This is a genomic window from Ectopseudomonas khazarica, from assembly GCF_017915135.1.
In the GTDB taxonomy this organism is placed as follows: Bacteria; Pseudomonadota; Gammaproteobacteria; order Pseudomonadales; family Pseudomonadaceae; genus Aquipseudomonas; species Aquipseudomonas khazarica.
The window spans coordinates 967,495-987,491 of record NZ_CP068551.1 but is presented as its reverse complement, the minus strand read 5'-3'; the positions used below and the strand labels follow the sequence as shown (position 1 = coordinate 987,491).

At 66.5% G+C, this 19,997-nt stretch carries 19 protein-coding genes; 13 read left to right on the top strand and 6 right to left on the bottom strand.

The window, feature by feature from the left end:
* Nucleotides 1-46 precede the first annotated feature (46 nt).
* The 3 genes from JLK41_RS04455 to JLK41_RS04445 all read left to right on the top strand — a co-directional run bounded on the left by JLK41_RS04455 (nucleotide 47) and on the right by JLK41_RS04445 (nucleotide 2,037).
* The gene (locus JLK41_RS04455; protein WP_210390456.1) at nucleotides 47-466 is read left to right on the top strand and encodes a septal ring lytic transglycosylase RlpA family protein; all 420 of its coding nucleotides are present in this window, start codon (nucleotides 47-49) and stop codon (nucleotides 464-466) included.
* 90 nt (nucleotides 467-556) lie between these two features.
* Nucleotides 557-1,651 (top strand): calcium/sodium antiporter, encoded by a 1,095-nt coding sequence (locus JLK41_RS04450; RefSeq protein ID WP_037046411.1) that lies wholly within the window; start codon nucleotides 557-559, stop codon nucleotides 1,649-1,651.
* Between the two features lie 2 nt (nucleotides 1,652-1,653).
* A complete protein-coding gene (locus tag JLK41_RS04445; protein ID WP_210390455.1) occupies nucleotides 1,654-2,037 on the top strand; it encodes a carboxymuconolactone decarboxylase family protein in 384 nt (127 codons plus the stop codon).
* 43 nt (nucleotides 2,038-2,080) lie between these two features.
* Here JLK41_RS04445 and JLK41_RS04440 read toward each other — a convergent pair whose 3' ends face one another.
* From JLK41_RS04440 to JLK41_RS04430, 3 genes are all read right to left on the bottom strand, one after another.
* Nucleotides 2,081-3,022 (bottom strand): AEC family transporter, encoded by a 942-nt coding sequence (locus JLK41_RS04440; RefSeq protein ID WP_037047376.1) that lies wholly within the window; start codon nucleotides 3,020-3,022, stop codon nucleotides 2,081-2,083.
* Nucleotides 3,023-3,149: 127 nt separating this feature from the next.
* Nucleotides 3,150-3,710: a response regulator transcription factor gene (locus JLK41_RS04435; RefSeq protein WP_047587309.1), complete on the bottom strand. Its 561-nt coding sequence runs from the start codon at nucleotides 3,708-3,710 to the stop codon at nucleotides 3,150-3,152.
* A gap of 14 nt (nucleotides 3,711-3,724) precedes the next feature.
* Complete coding sequence (locus JLK41_RS04430) at nucleotides 3,725-4,978, bottom strand: ATP-binding protein (RefSeq protein WP_037046403.1); 1,254 nt, start codon at nucleotides 4,976-4,978, stop codon at nucleotides 3,725-3,727.
* 193 nt (nucleotides 4,979-5,171) lie between these two features.
* Between JLK41_RS04430 and JLK41_RS04425 the strand changes: the two genes are divergently transcribed.
* From JLK41_RS04425 to JLK41_RS04395, 7 genes are all read left to right on the top strand, one after another.
* A complete protein-coding gene (locus JLK41_RS04425) occupies nucleotides 5,172-5,885 on the top strand; it encodes an SIMPL domain-containing protein (RefSeq protein WP_210390454.1) in 714 nt (237 codons plus the stop codon).
* 221 nt (nucleotides 5,886-6,106) lie between these two features.
* Nucleotides 6,107-7,705: an ABC transporter substrate-binding protein gene (locus JLK41_RS04420; protein WP_134676956.1), complete on the top strand. Its 1,599-nt coding sequence runs from the start codon at nucleotides 6,107-6,109 to the stop codon at nucleotides 7,703-7,705.
* A 41-nt stretch (nucleotides 7,706-7,746) separates the two neighbouring features.
* On the top strand, nucleotides 7,747-9,345 hold the full coding sequence (locus JLK41_RS04415; protein ID WP_150608130.1) for an ABC transporter substrate-binding protein: 1,599 nt from the start codon (nucleotides 7,747-7,749) through the stop codon (nucleotides 9,343-9,345).
* A 124-nt stretch (nucleotides 9,346-9,469) separates the two neighbouring features.
* Complete coding sequence (locus tag JLK41_RS04410; RefSeq protein WP_037046393.1) at nucleotides 9,470-10,480, top strand: ABC transporter permease subunit; 1,011 nt, start codon at nucleotides 9,470-9,472, stop codon at nucleotides 10,478-10,480.
* Nucleotides 10,481-10,597: 117 nt separating this feature from the next.
* Complete coding sequence (locus tag JLK41_RS04405) at nucleotides 10,598-11,500, top strand: ABC transporter permease subunit (RefSeq protein ID WP_037046390.1); 903 nt, start codon at nucleotides 10,598-10,600, stop codon at nucleotides 11,498-11,500.
* A 213-nt stretch (nucleotides 11,501-11,713) separates the two neighbouring features.
* The gene (locus tag JLK41_RS04400) at nucleotides 11,714-12,676 is read left to right on the top strand and encodes an ABC transporter ATP-binding protein (protein ID WP_037046387.1); all 963 of its coding nucleotides are present in this window, start codon (nucleotides 11,714-11,716) and stop codon (nucleotides 12,674-12,676) included.
* Nucleotides 12,676-13,647 carry a peptide ABC transporter ATP-binding protein gene (locus tag JLK41_RS04395; protein ID WP_037046369.1) on the top strand — a complete coding sequence of 324 codons (972 nt, stop codon included), beginning with the start codon at nucleotides 12,676-12,678 and terminating at the stop codon, nucleotides 13,645-13,647. Before JLK41_RS04400 ends, JLK41_RS04395 begins: the two co-directional genes overlap by 1 nt.
* A gap of 6 nt (nucleotides 13,648-13,653) precedes the next feature.
* On the opposite strand, the gene JLK41_RS04390 is transcribed toward JLK41_RS04395, so the two are convergent.
* Nucleotides 13,654-14,826: an HD domain-containing phosphohydrolase gene (locus JLK41_RS04390; RefSeq protein WP_179553469.1), complete on the bottom strand. Its 1,173-nt coding sequence runs from the start codon at nucleotides 14,824-14,826 to the stop codon at nucleotides 13,654-13,656.
* A gap of 171 nt (nucleotides 14,827-14,997) precedes the next feature.
* Between JLK41_RS04390 and ada the strand changes: the two genes are divergently transcribed.
* On the top strand, nucleotides 14,998-16,026 hold the full coding sequence (gene ada / locus JLK41_RS04385; RefSeq protein ID WP_210390453.1) for a bifunctional DNA-binding transcriptional regulator/O6-methylguanine-DNA methyltransferase Ada: 1,029 nt from the start codon (nucleotides 14,998-15,000) through the stop codon (nucleotides 16,024-16,026).
* Between the two features lie 49 nt (nucleotides 16,027-16,075).
* Here the strand turns inward: ada and JLK41_RS04380 are convergent, their stop codons facing one another.
* Nucleotides 16,076-16,627: a DJ-1 family glyoxalase III gene (locus tag JLK41_RS04380; protein WP_152487913.1), complete on the bottom strand. Its 552-nt coding sequence runs from the start codon at nucleotides 16,625-16,627 to the stop codon at nucleotides 16,076-16,078.
* 199 nt (nucleotides 16,628-16,826) lie between these two features.
* Between JLK41_RS04380 and JLK41_RS04375 the strand changes: the two genes are divergently transcribed.
* Both JLK41_RS04375 and trmA read left to right on the top strand, forming a co-directional pair.
* Nucleotides 16,827-18,119 (top strand): NCS2 family permease, encoded by a 1,293-nt coding sequence (locus JLK41_RS04375; RefSeq protein WP_037046356.1) that lies wholly within the window; start codon nucleotides 16,827-16,829, stop codon nucleotides 18,117-18,119.
* Nucleotides 18,120-18,363: 244 nt separating this feature from the next.
* Nucleotides 18,364-19,452 (top strand): tRNA (uridine(54)-C5)-methyltransferase TrmA, encoded by a 1,089-nt coding sequence (gene trmA / locus JLK41_RS04370; protein ID WP_175252986.1) that lies wholly within the window; start codon nucleotides 18,364-18,366, stop codon nucleotides 19,450-19,452.
* A gap of 14 nt (nucleotides 19,453-19,466) precedes the next feature.
* Here the strand turns inward: trmA and JLK41_RS04365 are convergent, their stop codons facing one another.
* Nucleotides 19,467-19,856: a DUF4345 family protein gene (locus tag JLK41_RS04365; protein WP_210390452.1), complete on the bottom strand. Its 390-nt coding sequence runs from the start codon at nucleotides 19,854-19,856 to the stop codon at nucleotides 19,467-19,469.
* Between the last annotated feature and the right edge of the window lie 141 nt (nucleotides 19,857-19,997).

Below are 19,997 nucleotides of genomic sequence, written 5' to 3'. Positions count from 1 at the left end.
AACGACGCCGGGCTTGCCCGGCGTCTTTCTATCTGGAGATACCGCGATGATGACCCGTAGCCCGGATGCAATCCGGGAGCCCGCAACGCCCAGGATTGCATCCGGGCTACAGACCTGCGCCTTGCTTGGCGCGCTGGTCCTGCTCGGCGGCTGCTCGACCTTCGGCGGTAGCGGCGGCAGCGAAACCGGCAAGGCCTCCTATTATGGCCAGGCGCACCATGGCAAGCGCACCGCCAGCGGCGAGCGCTTCGATCAGAACGCCCTGACCGCCGCGCATCGCACCCTGCCCTTTGGCACACGGGTCCGCGTCACCAACCTGAACAACGAGCGCAGCGTGGTGGTGCGCATCAACGACCGCGGCCCGTTCGTGCGCGGGCGCATCATCGACCTCTCCCGTGCCGCCGCCGAGCGCCTGGACATGCTGCGTGCAGGCGTGGTGCCGGTTCGGCTTCAAGCGCTGGACTGACGAACAATTGGCAACAAATACCTTGCGTAATCTCTGGCGGCCACGGACGCCATCGCTACACTAGCCGCACTTTTTCGGAGCCTCCCTGTAATGACCCTGATGACTTTCGTCTACCTGATCGCCGGCCTGGTGTTGCTGGTCGCCGGCGCAGAAGTACTGGTACGCGGCGCCGCCAAACTGGCTGCGCAGTTCGGCATTCCCCCGCTGGTGATCGGCCTGACCGTGGTGGCCTTCGGCACCAGCGCCCCGGAGACGGCGGTCAGCGTGCAGTCGGCCTTCAACGGCAGTGGCGACCTGGCGATCGGCAACGTGATCGGCAGCAACATCGCCAACGTCCTGCTGATCCTCGGCGTGACCGCACTGGTGGCCCCGCTGATCGTTTCGCGCCAGCTGATCCGCCTGGACGTGCCGATCATGATCGGCGCCAGCCTGGTGGTCTACGCACTCGCCTGGGACGGCCAGCTGAGCCGTCTCGATGGCGCCCTGCTGTTCGCGGGCGTGATCACCTACACCGTCTTCCTGATCTACAGCAGCCGCAAGGACAAGGGCGGCGAAGACGATGAGTTCGCCAAGGAGTTCGGCCTCGACGAGCCGGCCAAGCCCTACGCCTGGGCCGTCAACCTCGGCCTGCTGCTCGCCGGCCTGGCGCTGCTGGTGGGCGGATCCAACCTGCTGGTCGACGGCGCCGTGCAACTGGCCCGCGCCCTGGGCCTGTCGGAGCTGGTGATCGGCCTGACCGTGATCGCCATCGGCACCTCGCTGCCGGAACTGGCCACCTCGATCATCGCCGCCTTCAAGGGTGAGCGCGACATCGCCGTCGGCAACATCGTCGGCAGCAACATCTTCAACCTGCTGTGCGTCCTGGGCCTCGCCTCGCTGGTCTCGCCGAACGCCATCCCGGTGGCCGCCAACGCGCTGGCCTTCGACTTCCCGGTGATGATCGCCGTGGCCTTCGCCTGCCTGCCGATCTTCTTCAGCGGCTATCGCATCAACCGCTGGGAAGGCTTGCTGTTCGTCGCCTACTACGTGGCCTACACCCTCTATGTGGTGCTGTTCGCCACCGGCCGCCCATTCGCCCAGAGCTTCGGTGACGCAATGATCGGCTATGCGCTGCCACTGACCGCCATTACCCTGGTGATCATCGCCGGGCGTGCCTGGCACAAGCAACGCGGCCAGGAGATCTGAACATGAGCGAGAACCACGAGCGCGGCCTGCAAGTACGCCGCGAAGTCATGGGCGAGGCGTTCGTCGAGCGCGCCCTGGGCAATGCCACCGAGTTCAGCCAACCCCTGCAGGACTTCGTCAACGAACACGCCTGGGGCGGCGTGTGGACGCGCAGCGGCCTGTCACGCGCGACCCGCAGCCTGATCACCCTGGCCGCGCTGACCGCACTGAAGTGCCCGCAGGAGCTCAAGGGGCACGTGCGCGGCGCGCTGAACAACGGCTGCACCGTCGAGGAAATCCGCGAAACCCTGCTGCACTGTGCGGTCTATGCCGGCGTGCCGGCGAGCATCGATGCCTTCCGCGCAGCCCAGGAAGTGATCGACGACTACCAGCGCAACGCCTCGTAGGAGCCGCCTTGCCGGTGCTCCATCGAGCGCCGGCCACGACCGGCTAGACCCAGCCCCCCCACTGCAACAGCAGCAGACCGAAGTTGGTGGTCAGCACCGCCGCCAGGGTGGTGATGACGATGATCGCCGCCGCCAGCTCATGGTTGGCACCGACGGCCCGGGCCATGACGAAACTGGCCGCAGCCGTCGGGCTGGCGAAGTAGAGAAAGAGAATCGCCAGGTCCGCATCGCGAAAACCCAGCAGCCAGGCGCCGGTGGTGCTCAACAGCGGCAGCCAGACCATCTTCATCAGGCTCGAGCCGATGGCCGTGCCGCTGCTGCGCTGCAGCGAGGCCAGGCTCAGCGTGCCACCGATGCAGATCAGCGCCAGCGGCAGCGTCATCTGCGCGAAATACTCCGCCGAGGTGAGCAGCCACTGCGGCAGGGCGATCTTCCAGTAGGCGAAAGGCACGGCCAGCAGCACGCCGATGATCATCGGGTTGCTGACGATGCTGCGGGCGATGGCCCGCATGCCGGTTTTCGCCCCCGGGCTGTAGATGGCCAGCACGACGGCCGAGAGCGCGTTGTAGCAGAGGATCACCAGCGCGGCGAGCACCGAACCGAGGGACAGCCCGTAATCGCCATACATGCTGGTGGCCAGCGCCAGCCCGACGATACCGTTGTTACCGCGAAAGGCACCCTGAGTGTAGACGCCACGGTCCACGAACGGCACGCGCCAGACGGCCCAGCCCCAGGCCAGGAAGAAGCTGGCCACCGTGGCCAGCACGTAGTAGGTCAGCAGCCCCGGCTGCATCGCCGCATCCAGGTCGGCCTTGATCACCCCGAGAAACAGCAGGGTCGGCATGGTGCCGCGAAACACCAGGCTCGAGGCGGTATCGATGAAGGCGCCGTCGATCCAGCGCACGCGCTTGAGCGCCACACCGAGAAACAGCATGGCGAACACCGGGGCGGTGACAGCGAGGGTTTGTGCAGCGACGGCGAGCATGAAGGCACCGATGCAGTTGTACGACAACGCATGTTAGCCGGCTAATGTTTATGCTGCTACCGGTAAATCGGGTGGCCACCTGCGGCGGCCATGAAGCGAGGCCCGGAACCGCTCCGAGCCAATGGCCTCAGCGGCGTACCGGGCGCTTCTGCAACTTGCGCTGCAAGGTACGACGGTGCATGCCCAGCGCGCGGGCCGTGGCGGAGATGTTGCCCTCATGCTCGGCCAGCACACGCTGGATGTGCTCCCACTGCAGACGGTCGACCGACATCGGGTTTTCCGGCACCAGGCTGTCCAGGTCGGCATGCTCGGAGAGCAAGGCAGTCAGCACGTCGTCGGCGTCAGCCGGTTTGCACAGGTAGTTGGCGGCACCACGCTTGATCGCCTCGACGGCGGTGGCGATGCTGGAGTAACCGGTGAGCAGCACCACGCGCATCTCGGCATCCAGCTCCAGCAGCTTGGGCAGCAGGACCAGGCCGGAATCGCCTTCCATTTTCAGGTCGACCACCGCGTAGTCGGGCAGGTCTTCCTTGGCCATCGCCAGGCCTTCCTCGGCGCTGGACGCAGTGGACACACGCAGGCCACGGCGGCTCATCGCGCGCGCCATCACACGGGTGAACGTCGGGTCGTCGTCGACCAGCAGCAGATGGGGCTGCTCTTCACCTTCGAACAGGGATTCTTCGCTCATGCAGGTTTTCCTTGTCAGGCCACGCCATAGGCTCGCGGCAACTTCAATTCGGTGAGGGTGCCGCCATCCTCATGGTTATACAACTTAACCGTACCACCGGCACGGGTCACGCTGGCCTGGCTGAGGAACAGACCGAGCCCGAAACCCTTGCCCTTGGTGGTGAAGAACGGCCGCCCAAGCTGTTCGGCAATGGCCAGCGGGACGCCGGCGCCATGGTCGCGGATGCTCAGGCGCAACCACTGGTGATCCCAGTCCAGACGGATGTCGAGCTTGTCCGGGCAGGCGTCGGCGGCGTTGTTCAGCAGGTTGAGCAGCGCCTGGGTAAGGTCGGCCGGCGGCATGATGCGCGGCGCCGTGCCACGCCCCAGGCACTGGTAGCGGTAGCTGGCCTCGGGGCGCATCAGGTGCCAGCGATTGAGGGTGGTTTCCAGCCACTCCACGCAGGACTGCTCCACCACCGCCTGGCGCCGGTCGTTCTCGGCCGCACGCACCAGTTGCTGCAGGGTGTACTTGCACAGCTTGACCTGCTCCTGCAGCAGGGCCAGGTCGTCCTGCAGGGCTGGCTTGTCGCGGTGTTCCTGGCGCAGCTCCTTGAGCAGCACGCTCATGGTGGCCAGCGGCGTACCCAGTTCATGGGCGGCGCCCGCAGCCTGGGTGGCCACGGCCAGCAACTGCTGGTCGCGCAGGCTCTCCTCACGGCGCTCGGCACGCAGCTCGTCCTGGCGCCGCAGTTCCTCGGCCATCTTGGCGACGAAGAAGGTGATCAGCGCGGCAGCCAGGGCGAAGCTCAGCCACATGCCATAGACCAGCAGGCTCTCGCGCGCCGCCGGCAGTTCCAGCGGGTGCGTCCACACCAGCAACAGGGTGTAGCCCGCCAGCGCCATTCCCGCCAGCACGATGGTGAACAGCCAGGGCAAGGTGGCCGCAGCGATGGTCAGCGGCACCAGGTAATAGGAGACGAAGGGGTTGGTCGAACCACCCGAGTAATACAGCAGCACGCTGTGGATGATCAGGTCGCAGCCGAGCTGCACGGCGTACTCGACCTCGGTGACCGGCCAGGGACCGCGCAGACGCAGCGCCGTGCCCACGCAGAGCAGCAGGGAAATGCCGAGGGTGATCGACAATTCGCACCAGGGCAGCGCCAGCACGCCCGACTTGTACGCGAGCCCGACGGAACCGGCCTGGGCGGCGAGCACGAGAATACGAATGAGGGTCAGGCGCCAGAGATTCTGGCGGCTGGCGGACAACAACTGCACGGGTTCGAGCATGGCGACTCCAGTCAATGGGGCGAGTATAACCAAGCCTGGCGCGGCCTTCCGCCGCTGCGGCAACCGGACGCACGCCTGTTCGGCGCGGCTGTGTGGCCTGAAAAAAACCTGAACCGGGTTTAACCCGGATGGTCATCTGTCTTCGTCTAACCTCGGGAAACGGCCATCAAGGCCACTGAAAAAGGAACAGCACATGCTCACCATGCCCCGTATCGCCTCCGCCATCGCCCTGACCATCGCCGGCCTGGCCAGCAGCGGCCTGCTGGCCGACGAAGCGCGCTACAACCAGATTGCCCTGCGTGCCGAGGTGAACCAGGAAGTCGCTCATGACCTGATGCACGTCACCCTGTACACCGAGTCGCAGAATGCCGACCCGGCCAAACTGGCGGCGGAGATCACCAGCACCCTGAACAAGACCCTGGAGCAGGTGCGCCAGGTCAAAGGCGTCTCGGTCAAGCTGGGCAGCCGCCACAGCTACCCGGTCTATGACGACAAGGGCCAGAAGATCACCGCCTGGCGCGAGCGCGCCGAAGTACGCATGGAGAGCGCCGACTTCGCCCGCCTGTCCTCGCTGACCGGTGAACTGCTGCAGTCGATGAAGATGGGCGGCATGGACTTCAGCATCGCCACCGATACTCGCAAGACACGCGAGGACGCCATGCTCAAGGACGCCGTGGATGCCTTCAAGGCCCGCGCCCAGCTGGCCACCCAGGCGCTCGGCGGCAAGGGCTACAAGCTGGTCAGCCTGAGCCTGAACACCGGTGGTTTCCAGCCGCCGATGCGCATGCGCGGCTTCGAGGCGAAGAGCATGGCGATGATGGATTCAGCCCCCACTCCGCAGATCGAAGCCGGCACCAGCCAGGTGACCGTGAGCGCCGATGGCGTCATCGAAGTGCAGATGCCCTGACCCGCGCCCCGCGACAAAGCAGCGCCGTTGTCGAAAGATAACGGCGTTTTGCTATCTCTTCCCGACAAAAGTTCATAAATGCGACAGCGAGTTACACCCGTGTAGCGCTAACCCTTTTTACGCCACTTGCGCACTTGCCTCAGGCACACGCCCTGCATAGCTTGCCAGGAGGCCCCCACAAGGGGCTCCTCAAAAACAAGCAAAACAACGATGAGGTCATGATGCGCAAGAACGCCGTTATCCAGGCTTTGCTTACCGCTGGGCTGATCGCCAGCGCCCCCCTCGCCAGCGCCGCCAACCTGGTTTTCTGTTCCGAAGGCAGCCCCGCCGGATTCGACCCGGGCCTGTACACCACCGGCACCGACTTCGATGCCGCTGCGGAAACCATCTTCAACCGTCTGACCCAGTTCGAGCGTGGCGGCACCAAGGTCGAGCCCGGCCTGGCCGAGAGCTGGACGGTCTCCGACGACGGCCTGGTCTACACCTTCAAGCTGCGTCCCGGGGTGAAGTTCCACACCACCGACTACTTCAAGCCCAGCCGTGAGTTCAACGCCAACGACGTGCTGTTCACCTTCGAACGCATGCTCGACAAGGACCACCCCTTCCGCAAGGCGTACCCCACCGAGTTTCCCTACTTCACCGACATGGGCATGGACAGCAACATCGCCAAGCTGGAGAAGCTCGATGACATGACGGTGCGCTTCACCCTCAACCAGGTCGACGCCGCGTTCGTGCAGAACCTGGCGATGAGCTTCGCCTCGATCCAGTCCGCCGAATACGCCGACCAACTGCTCAAGGCCGGCAAGGCCTCCGACATCAACCAGAAGCCGATCGGCACCGGCCCCTTCGTGTTCAGCCGCTACCAGAAGGACGCGGTGATCCGCTACAAGGGCAACAAGGACTACTGGAAGCCCGACGACGTGAAGATCGACAACCTGATCTTCGCCATCAACACCGACTCCTCGGTGCGCATGCAGAAGCTCAAGGCCGGCGAATGTCACGTCACCCTGTTCCCGCGTCCGGCGGACATCGAATCGCTGCAGAAGGACCCCAACCTGCAGATGCCCGAGCAGGCGGGCTTCAACGTCGGCTATATCGCCTACAACGTCACCCACCCGCCGTTCGACAAGCTGGAAGTACGCCAGGCGCTGGACATGGCGGTGAACAAGCAGGCGATCCTCGACGCCGTCTACCAGAAGGCCGGACAGCTGGCCGTCAATGGCATGCCGCCGACCCAGTGGTCGTATAACGAGGACATCAAGGACCCGGCCTTCGACCCCGAGAAAGCCAAGGCGCTGCTCAAGGCCGCGGGCGTCAAGGAAGGCACCGAGATCACCCTGTGGGCCATGCCGGTGCAGCGCCCGTACAACCCCAATGCCAAGCAGATCGCCGAGATGCTGCAGGCCGACTGGGCCAAGATCGGCATCAAGGCGCGCATCGTCAGCTACGAGTGGGGCGAGTACCTCAAGCGTGCCAAGGGCGGCGAACATGACGCCATGCTGATCGGCTGGAGCGGCGACAACGGCGACCCGGACAACTGGCTGGGCACCCTCTATGGCTGCGATGCGGTCGACGGCAACAACTTCTCCAAGTGGTGCTTCGAGGACTACGACAAGCTGGTCAAGGCTGCCAAGCGCACCACCGATGTGGCCGAGCGCACCGAGCTGTACAAGCAGGCCCAGGTGATCCTCAAGCGCGAAGTGCCGATCACCCCGCTGGCACACTCCACCGTGTACCAGCCGATGCGCAAGGAAGTGCACGACTTCCGCATCAGTCCGTTCGCGCTCAACTCCTTCTATGGTGTAAGCATCGACAAGTGATGCATGCGGCGCCCGCAAGGGCGCCGTTCAAGGAGTTATTCATGTCATCCACGTCCTTGCTACGTGGCGGCCTGCTGTTGGCCGCCCTGCTGGGCGCACACGTCCAGGCGGCTGACAGCCTGGTGGTGTGCACCGAAGCGAGCCCGGAAGGTTTCGATATCGTCCAGTACACCGCGGCGACCACCGCCGACGCCAGCGCAGAGACCCTGTTCGAACGCCTGGTGGCCTTCGCTCCCGGCAGCACCGAGATCATTCCCGCGCTGGCGCAGAGCTGGAGCATCAGCGACGACGGTCTGAGCTACACCTTCAACCTGCGCCAAGGGGTGAAATTCCACAGCAACCCGGCGTTCACCCCGACGCGCCCCTTCAACGCCGACGATGTGTTGTGGAGCTTCCAGCGTCAGCTCGACCCGGATCACCCCTGGCACAAGCTGTCGCTGCGCGGCTTTCCCTATGCCGAAGCCATGGGCCTGCGGCAACTGATCGAGCGTGTGGAAAAGCTCGACGACTATCGCGTGCGCTTCGTGCTCAGGCACCCGGAAGCGCCATTCCTGGCCAACCTGGCCATGGGCTTCGCCTCCATCTATTCGGCCGAGTACGCCGACCAGCTGCTCGCCGAGCATGCGCCCGAGCGCCTCAACAGCCAGCCCATCGGCACCGGCCCGTTCATCTTCGAACGCTATGCCAAGGATGCCCAGGTGCGCTTTCGTGCCAACCCCGACTACTGGGATGGTGCCCCTGCCATCGACCGCCTGCTGCTGGCCATCACCACCGAGCCCAACGTCCGCCAGCAACGGCTCAAGGCCGGCGACTGCCAGATCGCCCTGTATCCGCGTCCGGTGGACATCCCCGCGCTCAAGGCCGATGCTCGGCTGCAGGTGCTGGAACTGGACTCGCTGCTCACCGCCTATATCGGCATCAACACCCGCCACCCGCCGCTGGATGACGTGCGCGTGCGCCAGGCGCTGAACCTGGCGTTCGACAAGGCCGCCTACATTCGCGCGCAGTATGGCGAAGGCAATGCGAGCCCTGCCGTCGCCCCCTACCCGGCGACACTGTGGGGCTACGACGAAGAGTTGCAGGACTGGCCGCACGACATCGAGCGCGCCCGCCAGCTTCTGGGCGAAACCGGGCGCAAGAGCGGCTTCAAGCTGTCGATCTGGACACGCCCCGGCGGCGGCCCGACCAATCCCAACCCCGGTATCGGCGCGCAGATGCTGCAGGCCGATCTGGCCAGGCTGGGCATCGCCAGCGACATTCGCGTGTTCGAGTGGGGCGAGCTGATCAAGCGCGCCAAGAATGGCGAGCACGATCTGGTGTTCATGGGCTGGGCCGGCGACAACGGCGACCCGGACAACTTCCTCACGCCCAACCTGTCCTGCGCAGCCGCCGAAAGCGGCGAGAACCAGGCCGGCTGGTGCAACGAGGCCTTCGATGCGCTGATCACCCAGGCCCGCCGCGAGCCGCAGCAACAAAAACGTGCGGCGCTGTACCGCCAGGCCCTGGCGATCTTCCACGAGCAGGCGCCATGGATCGCCCTGGCCCACCCGAAGCAGTTCGCCGCGCTGCGCAAGGGGGTCGAAGGTTTCGTGCTCAGCCCCATGGGCTCGAACAACTTTGCCCGGGTGAAGCTGCCATGACCCCTCGCCGCACAGCCCGCCAACCCGCGATACCCCCGGAAGGCCTCCGGGCCACGCACATCCCAGAACAGCGGCGGACCACGCAGTCCGCCGCCCGCTTCCAGCCATGGAGTAGAACCGCCTGATGTTTTCATTCATCGCCAGACGCCTGGGGCTGCTGATCCCCACCTTCTTCGGCGTCACCCTGCTGACCTTCGCATTGATCCGCCTGATCCCCGGCGACCCGGTGGAAGTGATGATGGGCGAACGCCGCGTCGACCCGGAAATGCACGCCCAGGCCATGGAGCGCCTGGGGCTGAACAAGCCGCTGTATGCCCAGTACCTCGACTACATCGGCCAGCTCGCCCAGGGCAACCTGGGGGAATCGCTGCGCTCGCGCGAAAGCGTCTGGCGCGAGTTCCTCACCCTGTTCCCCGCCACGGTCGAACTGGCACTGGCGGCGCTGCTGTTCGCCGGTACGCTGGGCCTCGTCGCGGGGGTGGTCGCCGCGCTGAAACGCGGCTCGCTGTTCGACCACGGAGTGATGGGCATCTCGCTGACCGGCTATTCCATGCCGATCTTCTGGTGGGGCCTGCTGCTGATCATGTTCTTCTCCGTCGGCCTGGGCTGGACCCCCGTGTCCGGACGCATCGACCTGCTCTACGACATTCCGCCGGTTACCGGTTTCATGCTGATCGACACCCTGCTCTCCGATGAACAAGGTGCCTTCCTCGATGCCCTGCATCACCTGATCCTGCCCGCCATCGTGCTCGGCACCATCCCGCTGGCGGTGATCGCCCGCATGACCCGTTCGGCCATGCTCGAAGTGCTGCGCGAGGACTACATCCGTACCGCGCGGGCCAAGGGCCTCTCCCCGGCACGGGTGGTGTTCGTCCACGGCCTGCGCAATGCCCTGATCCCGGTGCTCACCGTGTTCGGCCTGCAGATCGGCACCCTGCTGGCCGGCGCCGTGCTCACCGAAACCATCTTCTCCTGGCCGGGCATCGGCAAATGGCTGATCGAAGCCATCGGCGCCCGCGACTACCCGGTGGTGCAGAACGGCATTCTGCTGATCGCCTGCCTGGTGATCCTGGTCAACTTCATCGTGGATGTCCTCTATGGCCTGGCCAATCCACGCATCCGCCATCAGCAGTAAGGAAGGCGCCATGCACGAACATGACGATTACGCAGGCTGGATGACCCCCGCTTCATCCAGCGTGAAAAACCATTGGCGGACCGCCACTGCAGCATCCAGCCCACGCGAGGTGCGCCCATGACGACCGCCACCACGCTCGACCAGAGCCTGCTCTACCCTTCGCCGCTGAAGGAATTCTGGCAGGCCTTCAGCCACAACAAGGGCGCCCTGGGCGGCCTGGCGTTCATGCTGCTGATGGTGTTCTGCGCCCTGTTCGCCCCCTGGATCGCCCCACACGATCCCAGCGAGCAGTACCGCGACTTCCTGCTCACCCCGCCGGTGTGGCTGGAAGGCGGGCAATGGCAGTTCCTCCTCGGCACCGACGAACTGGGCCGCGACCTGCTGTCCCGCCTGATCCATGGCGCACGCCTGTCGCTGCTGATCGGCCTGGCCTCGGTGGTGCTGTCGCTGATCCCCGGCATCCTCCTGGGCCTGGCCGCGGGCTTCTTCCCGCGCCTGCTCGGCCCGAGCATCATGCGCCTGATGGACATCATGCTGGCCCTGCCGTCGCTGCTGCTGGCGGTGGCCATCGTCGCCATCCTCGGCCCCGGGCTGATCAACACCATCTTCGCCATCGCCATCGTTTCGCTGCCGTCCTACGTGCGCCTGACCCGCGCCGCGGTGATGGGCGAACTCAACCGTGACTACGTCACCGCCGCCCAGCTGGCCGGCGCCGGCCTGCCTCGCCTGATGTTCGTCACCGTGCTGCCCAACTGCATGGCGCCGCTGATCGTGCAGGCCACCCTGAGCTTCTCCTCGGCGATTCTCGACGCCGCCGCGCTGGGCTTTCTCGGCCTCGGCGTGCAACCGCCCACTCCCGAGTGGGGCACCATGCTGGCCTCGGCACGCGACTACATCGAGCGCGCCTGGTGGGTGGTCAGCCTGCCGGGTCTGGCCATCCTGCTCAGCGTGCTGGCGATCAACCTGATGGGCGACGGTCTGCGCGATGCGCTCGACCCGAAACTCAAGAATGCGCAGTGAGGAGCCCGACATGAGCCATACCCCAGCCCGAATCGGCCTCCTCCCCTCTCCCGTTCACGGGCGAGGACTCTGCCCAACCCTCCCCCGCCAGCAGGCGAGGCAGCACGCCCTGTGTGTCAGCGACGCAAGGGGGATGACGCGCTGTTCATCCACCAAGAATCTACGACGCTGGACGGGTGCAGCATCGTCCACCCTGCGCACGGAGGCACGCCCATGAGCCTGCTGGATATTCGCAATCTTTCCGTACGTTTCGGCAGCGCCGATGCCGTGCCGGTGGTCGACGGCCTCGACCTGTCCGTGGAAAAGGGTGAAGTGCTGGCCATCGTCGGTGAGTCCGGCTCCGGCAAGTCGGTGACCATGATGGCGCTGATGGGGCTGATCGACGCCCCCGGCATCGTCGGCGCCGACTGCATGCAGTTCGATGGCACCGACATGCTGCGCCTGAAAGGGCGTCAGCGCCGGCACATCGTCGGCAAGGACCTGGCCATGGTCTTCCAGGACCCGATGACCGCCCTCAACCCCAGCTACACCGTGGGCTTCCAGATCGAGGAAGTGCTGCGCCAGCATCTCGGGCTCAAGGGCAAGGCCGCGCGGGCACGTGCGCTGCAACTGCTCGAACGCGTCGAGATTCCCGCTGCCGCCAGCCGCCTGGACGCCTATCCGCACCAGCTTTCCGGTGGCATGAGCCAGCGCGTGGCGATCGCCATGGCCATCGCCGCCGAGCCCAAGTTGCTGATCGCCGACGAGCCGACCACGGCGCTGGACGTCACCATCCAGGCGCAGATCATGGAGCTGCTGCTCGACCTGCAACGCGATCAGGGCATGGCCCTGGTGCTGATCACCCACGATCTTGCCGTGGTGGCCGAGACGGCCCAGCGCGTCTGCGTGATGTACGCCGGGCAGGCGGTTGAACTGGGCCAGGTGCCGGCGCTGTTCGATGCCCCCAGCCACCCCTACACCGAGGCACTGCTCAAGGCCATTCCCGAGCACAGCGCAGGCGCCGAGCGCCTGGCGACCCTGCCCGGCATCGTGCCCGGACGCTACGACCGGCCGCAGGGCTGCCTGCTGTCCCCGCGCTGCCCCTACGTGCAGGAGCGCTGCCGCCAGCAGCGGCCCGCACTCGATGAACACGCCAGTGGCGCCGCGCGCTGCTTCTTTCCCCTGGAGGTGGCCTGATGAGTTGCGTACTCGAAGCCCAGGACCTGACTCGTCATTACAACGTCTCGCGCGGCCTGTTCAAACCCACCGCGCTGGTCAGGGCACTCAACGGCGTGTCGTTCAGCCTGCAGGCCGGCAAGACGCTGGCGGTGGTCGGTGAATCCGGCTGCGGCAAATCCACCCTGGCCCGCGCCCTCACCCTGATCGAGGAGCCCAGCTCGGGCAGCCTGCAGATCGCCGGCCGCGAAGTGGCCGGGGCCAGCAACGACCTGCGCAAGCAACTGCGCCGCGACGTGCAGATGGTGTTCCAGAACCCCTACGCTTCGCTCAACCCCCGGCAGAAGATTGGCGACCAGCTGGCCGAGCCGCTGCTGATCAATACCGGCCTGGATCGCGGCGAGCGCCGCGAGCGCGTACAGGCAATGATGCAGCAGGTGGGCCTGCGCCCCGAGCACTACCAGCGCTACCCGCACATGTTCTCCGGCGGCCAGCGCCAGCGCATCGCCCTGGCCCGCGCCATGATGCTGCAACCCAAGGTCCTGGTGGCGGACGAGCCGACCTCGGCCCTGGACGTGTCGATCCAGGCCCAGGTGCTCAACCTGTTCATGGACCTGCAGGAGCAGTTCGCCACCGGCTACGTGTTCATCTCGCACAACCTCGCGGTGGTGCGCCATGTGGCCGACGACGTGCTGGTGATGTACCTCGGGCGCCCGGTGGAAATGGGCCCGGCGGCGGCCCTCTACGACCGCCCCCTGCATCCGTACACACGGGCGCTGCTGTCGGCGACGCCGGCGATCCATCCCGATCCGGACAAGCCCCGGGTGAAGATCAGCGGCGAGCTGCCCAATCCGCTCGATCCGCCGTCCGGCTGCGCCTTCCACAAGCGCTGCCCGCATGCCGACGAGCGCTGCCGCGGCGAGCGCCCGGAGCTGCGCCTGATCGACGCGCGCCAGGTCGCCTGCCATCACGTCGAGCGAATAGCCGGCTGAGCGTCTTCAGCTCACTGGCGGCAGGGTCAGCTCGATGCTCTCCGCCAGGGAGTCCTCCAGGCGCTGCAACTCGACCTCCACGGCCGCCGCGTCGTCGGCCAGCGACTCGGCGATGCGCATGAATGCCGGCGTCGCCTCGACGAGGGCCAGCACCACCATGGGATCGAAGCGCGTACCGCTGGCCTCGCTGATCTGCGCCACCGCCTGAGCGGGGCTGAGCCGTGGCCGGTACGGGTGCTGGCAGGTCAGCTCCTCGAAGTGGCCGACCAGCGCCATCAGGCGTGCGGACAGGGGAATCTGCTCACCATGCACGCCCTGCGGGTAGCCCTTGCCATCCCAGCGCTCGTGCTGGCCATGGACGATGTCCTTGGCATCGGAGAGAAAACTGGTGCTGCTGCCCAGCTTGCGCTCGGCACGCAGCAAGGCGTCCCGCCCGGCCAGCACGCCTTCGCTGAGCAGGCGCAGGTCGCCCTCGTCCGGTTCGCCATGGCGGAACAGGATACGGTCCGGCAGGGTCATCCGCTCGATCACGTGGAGCATGGCGGACTTGCCCAGCTGGGCGATGCGCTCCTCGTCCAACTGAGCGGAAAGCGCGGGCTGTTGCCGTGCCACCGCCGCCGCCAGGCAGGTCATGTAGCGCTCGATGCGCGCCAGGTGACGGCTGCACGGGTTGTCACGCATGACGGCAACGCTGGCCATCGCCTCGATGGTCACGTCCTGCAGTTTCTGGATATCGCGGGTGCGCCGCTTGACCTCGAGTTCGAGGTACTCGCTCTTGTCGCGCAGGTAGTCGGTGGCCGCCTTGAGCTGCAGCTGCGCCTTGACCCGAGCCAGGACGATGGGCGGGCTCACCGGCTTGGTGATGTAGTCGGCGGCGCCGAGGTCGAAGCCCATCTGCTCGTCGACGGCATCGCGCTTGGCAGTCACCAGAATCAGCGGGATATGCCGGGTCTGCGCTTCACGCTTGAACTGGCGGCAGAGCGCATAGTCATCCTGCCAGCCGAGCAGTATCAGGTCCGGCTGCGGCGCCTCGCAGGCGGCAGCCAGCGCCTGGTCAGCGGCGACCAGGCGCACCTGGTAGCGCTCGACCAGCAGCGCACCGATACGCTCACGCACCTCCTGTGAGTCGTCCGCGACCAGAATCAGCTCCTGTTCCGGCCTGTCGAGCATCCCGCGCATGGCGACCTCCACGGCTACCTGTCTACCGAACAGTAAAGGCGCAGAACGGCATCTGCGCCCAGGTGTTCCACAACTGACCGCCGTTAGGCTTTGAAAGTGCAATACGGATTGGCAGCGCGGCGCAGCCGGCCGACAATCGTCATTCAGATCGTCATCACCTGGGCAGGCCACATGTTGAATCCGGAGAGTTGCTGGCAGGCCGTCTGCGAGCGCGACGCGACGCTCGACGGACGCTTCGTGTTCGCCGTACGCAGCACCGGCATCTATTGCCGGCCAAGCTGCCCGGCCAGGCGCCCACGCCGCGACAACGTCAGCTTCCATGCAGACCCGGGCAGCGCCGAAGCCGCCGGCTTTCGCCCGTGCAAGCGCTGCTCGCCGCAAGGCCAGAGCCCGGCGCAGCAGCTCGACGCGCTGGTCGCGGCCGCCTGCCAGTTGCTGCGCGGCGAGCAACGCCTGACGTTGCCCCAGCTGGCCGCGCGCATCGGCTTGTCGCCCTCGCACCTGGCGCGCGCGTTCAAGGCGCGTACCGGCATGACGCCCCACGCCTGGGCCGATGCCGAACGACGACAGCGCCTGGACGCGCACCTCGCGCAATCGCACAGCGTCCTCGACGCCGCGCTGGCGGCGGGCTACTCCGGCACCCGCGCCCTGTATGAGAAGCCGCAGGCCATGAGTCCGGGCCGACGGCGTTCAGGGGGCGCCGGCGAACACCTGCGCTACGGCATCGCCCCCTGCGCCCTCGGCCACGTGCTGCTGGCGAGCAGCGACAAGGGCGTCTGCGCCCTGCTGTTCGGCGACAATCCGGCGACGCTGCTCGCCGAACTGCAGCAGCGCTTCGCCGCAGCCCGGCTGGAGCAGGATGAGGGCGCCCTGCACGACTGGCTGCAGCAGGTACTCGGGCAACTACAGGAGCCGGAACGCGCCGCCCACCTGCCGCTGGACATTCGCGGCACGGCCTTCCAGCAGCGCGTCTGGCAGGCCCTGCAACAGATTCCCAGCGGCGCGACCCGCAGCTACGCCGAGCTGGCCGGGCAGCTGCGCAGCCACCCGCGCGCGGTGGCACGGGCCTGCGCCAGCAACGCCATCGGCCTGCTGCTGCCCTGCCACCGTGTGGTGGCCAGCGACGGCAGCCTCAGCGGCTACCGCTGGGGGCTGCAGCGCAAGCGCCAGTTGCTGGCGAACGAGCGTGGCGAACCATGAGTTCGCCGCTGCCATCCGCGACGCCCGCCCTGCAACAGCATCGCAAGCGTTACACCAGCATCGCCGCCGCCACCTCGTTGCGCTTGCCGCGCCCGACCAGCTGTTCGACCAGGGTCAGGGCGAAGGCCAGTGCCGTTCCCGGCCCCTGGCTGGTGATGCAGTTACCGTCGACCACCACCGCTTCATCGACGAAGCTGCAGCCGCTCAGGCGATCGCTGAAGGCCGGGTAGCAGGTCATCCGTCGCTGCCTGAGCACCCCGTAGCCCTGCAACGCCAGGGCGGGCGCCGCACAGATGGCAGCGAACAGCTCACCGGCCCTGGCCTGCTTGCGCACACGCTCGGCCAGCGGCTCGAAGTCGGCCAGGCGCTGCGCACCGGGCATGCCACCGGGCAGCACGATCAGGTCGAAGTCCTGCGCCAGCACATCCACCAGCATGGCGTCGGCGGTCAGGCGCGTGCCACGGGAGCAGGTGATCATCCGCCGCTCCTCGACACTCGCCACCAGCACCTCGACGTCGGCACGGCGCAGCACATCGATCAGGGTCACGCATTCGAGATCCTCGACGCCATCGGCGACGGTGACCAGTGCACGCTTGCTCATCTATCCACTCCTTCAGGTGCGAAATGAAACTGTCCGCCTGGTCATGAAATGGCCGCACAGCGCACAAATTCACCAGGCAAAACCTTGCTGGTATGATGCGCGGCTTTTGCGGGAACGGGCAATTTTCCGGCCGGTTCGGACGAATGTGCTTTGCTTTCTGCAGACCAATTTCGGCGCGCTCGCGCCTTGGGGAGCCACCATGCTGGAAAGACTGTTCCAACTCAAAGCCCACAACACCACGGTGCGCACCGAGGTTCTGGCCGGGATCACCACCTTCCTGACCATGGCCTACATCCTCTTCGTCAACCCCAACATGCTGGCGGCGACCGGCATGGACCATGGCGCGGTGTTCGTCGCCACCTGCCTGGCCGCCGCCATCGGCTCGCTGGTGATGGGCCTGCTGGCCAACTACCCGATCGCCCTGGCCCCGGGCATGGGCCTCAACGCCTTCTTCACCTACACCGTGGTGATGACCATGGGCTACAGCTGGCAGACCGCCCTGGGCGCGGTGTTCCTCTCCGGCGCGATCTTCTTCCTGCTGTCGATCTTCAAGATTCGCGAATGGATCATCAACAGCATCCCGCTGGCCCTGCGCGCCGGCATCGCCGCCGGTATCGGCCTGTTCCTGGCGATCATCGCCCTGAAGAACGCCGGCATCGTGGTCGATCACCCGGCCACCCTGGTCGGCCTGGGCGACATGAGCAACGGCGGCGCGCTGCTGGCCTGCCTGGGCTTCTTCGTCATCGCCGCGCTGGCCTACCGCAAGGTCACCGGCGCCGTGATGATCGGCATTCTGCTGGTCACCGCACTGTCGATCATCCTCGGCCTGTCCGAGCTGCCGGGTGTGGTCTCGATGCCGCCGTCGCTGATGCCGACCCTGCTGCAGCTGGATATCGCCGGCGCCCTGGACATCGGCCTGGTCAGCGTGATCTTCGCCTTCCTCTTCGTCGACCTGTTCGACACCTCCGGCACCCTGGTGGGCGTAGCGCAGAAAGCCGACCTGCTGGACAAGGACGGCAAGATGCCGCGCCTGGGCCGTGCCCTGCTGGCCGACAGCACCGCGACCATGGCCGGTGCCGCACTGGGTACCAGCACCACCACCAGCTACATCGAATCCGCCGCGGGCATCAGCGCCGGCGGGCGTACCGGCCTGACCGCCTGCGTGGTCGCCGCGCTGTTCCTCCTCAGCCTGTTCTTCGCCCCGCTGGCCGGCTCCGTACCGGCCTATGCCACCGCGCCGGCGCTGCTGTTCGTCGCCGTGCTGATGATGAGCAGCCTGGCGCAGATCGACTGGGACGACCTGACCGTCGCCGCCCCGGTGGTGATCGCCGCCCTGGCCATGCCGCTGACCTTCTCCATCGCCAACGGCATCGCCTTCGGTTTCATCGCCTGGACCGGCATCAAGCTGCTGTCCGGCCGTGCCCGCGAGCTGAACGCCGCGATGTGGGTGCTCTCGGCGCTGTTCATCGTCAAGCTGGCCTACTTCGCCTGATCGGCCCTTGGCTGGGCATGCCATTGCAGCCCCCCATACCCGCTAGCCGAAGCAACGGTGGATGAAAAGAGCGTCATCCACCCTACGCCCCCGCCGGCCACCACCTAGAGTGGACATCGCTTTTCATCTCCACCAATCGCTCACTTGCGCCCACCCACAGCGCCGCGCCGACGAGTAACCCAAGGCACGCGGCCACCGCCTCCGCTACAATGGCGCCCCGTTTTCCTGCCTGCACGAGTGACCGATGAGCCGCCCCGCATTCGACCCCGCCACCTACGACGCCCAACTCGCCGAGAAGAAGGCACGCCTGGTCGAACTGCTGGCGCCCTTCGCCGCCCCCGAACCGCAGGTATTCGACTCGCCACGCGAGCACTACCGCCTGCGCGCCGAATTTCGCCTGTGGCGTGAAGACGGCCAGCGCCACTATGCGATGTTCGCCCCGGGCGACAAGCACACGCCGATCCTGCTCGACGACTTCCCCATCGCCAGCCTGCGCGTGAACGAGCTGATGCCACGCCTGCGCGCGGCCTGGCAGGCCAGCGAGGTGCTGTCGTTCAAACTGTTCCAGGTGGAGTTCCTCACCACCCTGGCCGGCGACGCCCTGATCACCCTGGCCTATCACCGTCCGCTGGACGACGCCTGGCAGGCCGAGGCGGAAAAACTGGCGAGCGCGCTCAACGTCAGCCTGGTCGGGCGCTCGCGCGGCCAGCGCCTGGTGATCGGCCGCGACTACGTGGCCGAGGAGCTCGACGTGGCCGGGCGCAGCTTCCACTACCGCCAGCCGGAGGGTGCCTTCACCCAGCCCAATGGCCGGGTCTGCGAGAAGATGCTCGGCTGGGCCTACGATGCGCTCGGCGAGCGCCAGGATGACCTGCTCGAGCTGTACTGCGGCAATGGCAACTTCACCCTGCCGCTGGCCACCCGCGTGCGCAAGGTACTGGCCACCGAGATCAGCAAGGCCTCGGTGAATGCCGCCCTGGCCAACCTGGCCGACAACGGCGTGGACAACGTCGAGCTGGTGCGTCTGTCCGCCGAGGAACTGACCCAGGCCCTCAACGAGGTGCGCCCGTTCCGCCGCCTGGCGGGCATCGACCTGAAGAGCTACGACTTCGGCAGCGTCTTCGTCGACCCGCCACGCGCCGGCATGGACCCGGACACCTGCGAGCTGACCCGGCGCTTCGAGCGCATCCTCTACATCTCCTGCAACCCGCAGACCCTGGCCGCCAACATCGCCCAGCTGCACGACACGCACAAGGTCACGCGTTGCGCGCTGTTCGACCAGTTCCCCTATACCCATCACATGGAAGCGGGCGTCCTGCTGGAGCGCCGCTGAGTCGCCTGAACGGCTCAGTTCCCGCGCTGAATCCCCCGCAGTGCCCACCAGGCCAGCCCGGCCGAGACCAGTTCGAGCAGCAGCGCGTAGAGATTGAAGCTCTGCTGCGCGCCACCATCGAGCCACAGGCCGCCGATGCGCGCCACGGCCAGGGCGCTGTAGAGCAGCACCAGCAGGGTCAGCGCCGGACGCAGCAGGTCGAGGCGCAGCAGCGCCATCGCCAGAAAGGCCGCCAGGCCAAGCTGCAGGCCACCGTAGAACGCCCGGACCTCGGTCACCGCCGCGGCGCTCATCAGCAGCGCACCGCTGAAGCTGGCCATTTCCTCGGGGCGGATGAAGTAGGCCAGCCCCAGCAGGACGAGGGCGGCAATCTGGATCAGCAGGACGATTCGCGCGAACAGCATCGGAAATTCCTCGTTCGAGTGCCGGCGCGCAGGGCGACGCCGCACCAGATCATGGCACTTCCGTCAGGATGATCTACAACTATCACCTGTAGTAGTGCCCTCACCGTACTCGACATGGAGGTCGACATGCCTGCCCGCCGT

What these genes read in the sequence shown, in the direction of transcription:
- JLK41_RS04455 (WP_210390456.1), top strand. Translation starts at nt 47, where the DNA reads ATGATGACCCGTAGCCCGGATGCAATCCGGGAGCCCGCAACGCCCAGG.
- JLK41_RS04450 (WP_037046411.1), top strand. Translation starts at nt 557, where the DNA reads ATGACCCTGATGACTTTCGTCTACCTGATCGCCGGCCTGGTGTTGCTG.
- JLK41_RS04445 (WP_210390455.1), top strand. Translation starts at nt 1,654, where the DNA reads ATGAGCGAGAACCACGAGCGCGGCCTGCAAGTACGCCGCGAAGTCATG.
- JLK41_RS04440 (WP_037047376.1), bottom strand. Translation starts at nt 3,022, where the DNA reads ATGCTCGCCGTCGCTGCACAAACCCTCGCTGTCACCGCCCCGGTGTTC.
- JLK41_RS04435 (WP_047587309.1), bottom strand. Translation starts at nt 3,710, where the DNA reads ATGAGCGAAGAATCCCTGTTCGAAGGTGAAGAGCAGCCCCATCTGCTG.
- JLK41_RS04430 (WP_037046403.1), bottom strand. Translation starts at nt 4,978, where the DNA reads ATGCTCGAACCCGTGCAGTTGTTGTCCGCCAGCCGCCAGAATCTCTGG.
- JLK41_RS04425 (WP_210390454.1), top strand. Translation starts at nt 5,172, where the DNA reads ATGCTCACCATGCCCCGTATCGCCTCCGCCATCGCCCTGACCATCGCC.
- JLK41_RS04420 (WP_134676956.1), top strand. Translation starts at nt 6,107, where the DNA reads ATGCGCAAGAACGCCGTTATCCAGGCTTTGCTTACCGCTGGGCTGATC.
- JLK41_RS04415 (WP_150608130.1), top strand. Translation starts at nt 7,747, where the DNA reads ATGTCATCCACGTCCTTGCTACGTGGCGGCCTGCTGTTGGCCGCCCTG.
- JLK41_RS04410 (WP_037046393.1), top strand. Translation starts at nt 9,470, where the DNA reads ATGTTTTCATTCATCGCCAGACGCCTGGGGCTGCTGATCCCCACCTTC.
- JLK41_RS04405 (WP_037046390.1), top strand. Translation starts at nt 10,598, where the DNA reads ATGACGACCGCCACCACGCTCGACCAGAGCCTGCTCTACCCTTCGCCG.
- JLK41_RS04400 (WP_037046387.1), top strand. Translation starts at nt 11,714, where the DNA reads ATGAGCCTGCTGGATATTCGCAATCTTTCCGTACGTTTCGGCAGCGCC.
- JLK41_RS04395 (WP_037046369.1), top strand. Translation starts at nt 12,676, where the DNA reads ATGAGTTGCGTACTCGAAGCCCAGGACCTGACTCGTCATTACAACGTC.
- JLK41_RS04390 (WP_179553469.1), bottom strand. Translation starts at nt 14,826, where the DNA reads ATGCGCGGGATGCTCGACAGGCCGGAACAGGAGCTGATTCTGGTCGCG.
- ada (WP_210390453.1), top strand. Translation starts at nt 14,998, where the DNA reads ATGTTGAATCCGGAGAGTTGCTGGCAGGCCGTCTGCGAGCGCGACGCG.
- JLK41_RS04380 (WP_152487913.1), bottom strand. Translation starts at nt 16,627, where the DNA reads ATGAGCAAGCGTGCACTGGTCACCGTCGCCGATGGCGTCGAGGATCTC.
- JLK41_RS04375 (WP_037046356.1), top strand. Translation starts at nt 16,827, where the DNA reads ATGCTGGAAAGACTGTTCCAACTCAAAGCCCACAACACCACGGTGCGC.
- trmA (WP_175252986.1), top strand. Translation starts at nt 18,364, where the DNA reads ATGAGCCGCCCCGCATTCGACCCCGCCACCTACGACGCCCAACTCGCC.
- JLK41_RS04365 (WP_210390452.1), bottom strand. Translation starts at nt 19,856, where the DNA reads ATGCTGTTCGCGCGAATCGTCCTGCTGATCCAGATTGCCGCCCTCGTC.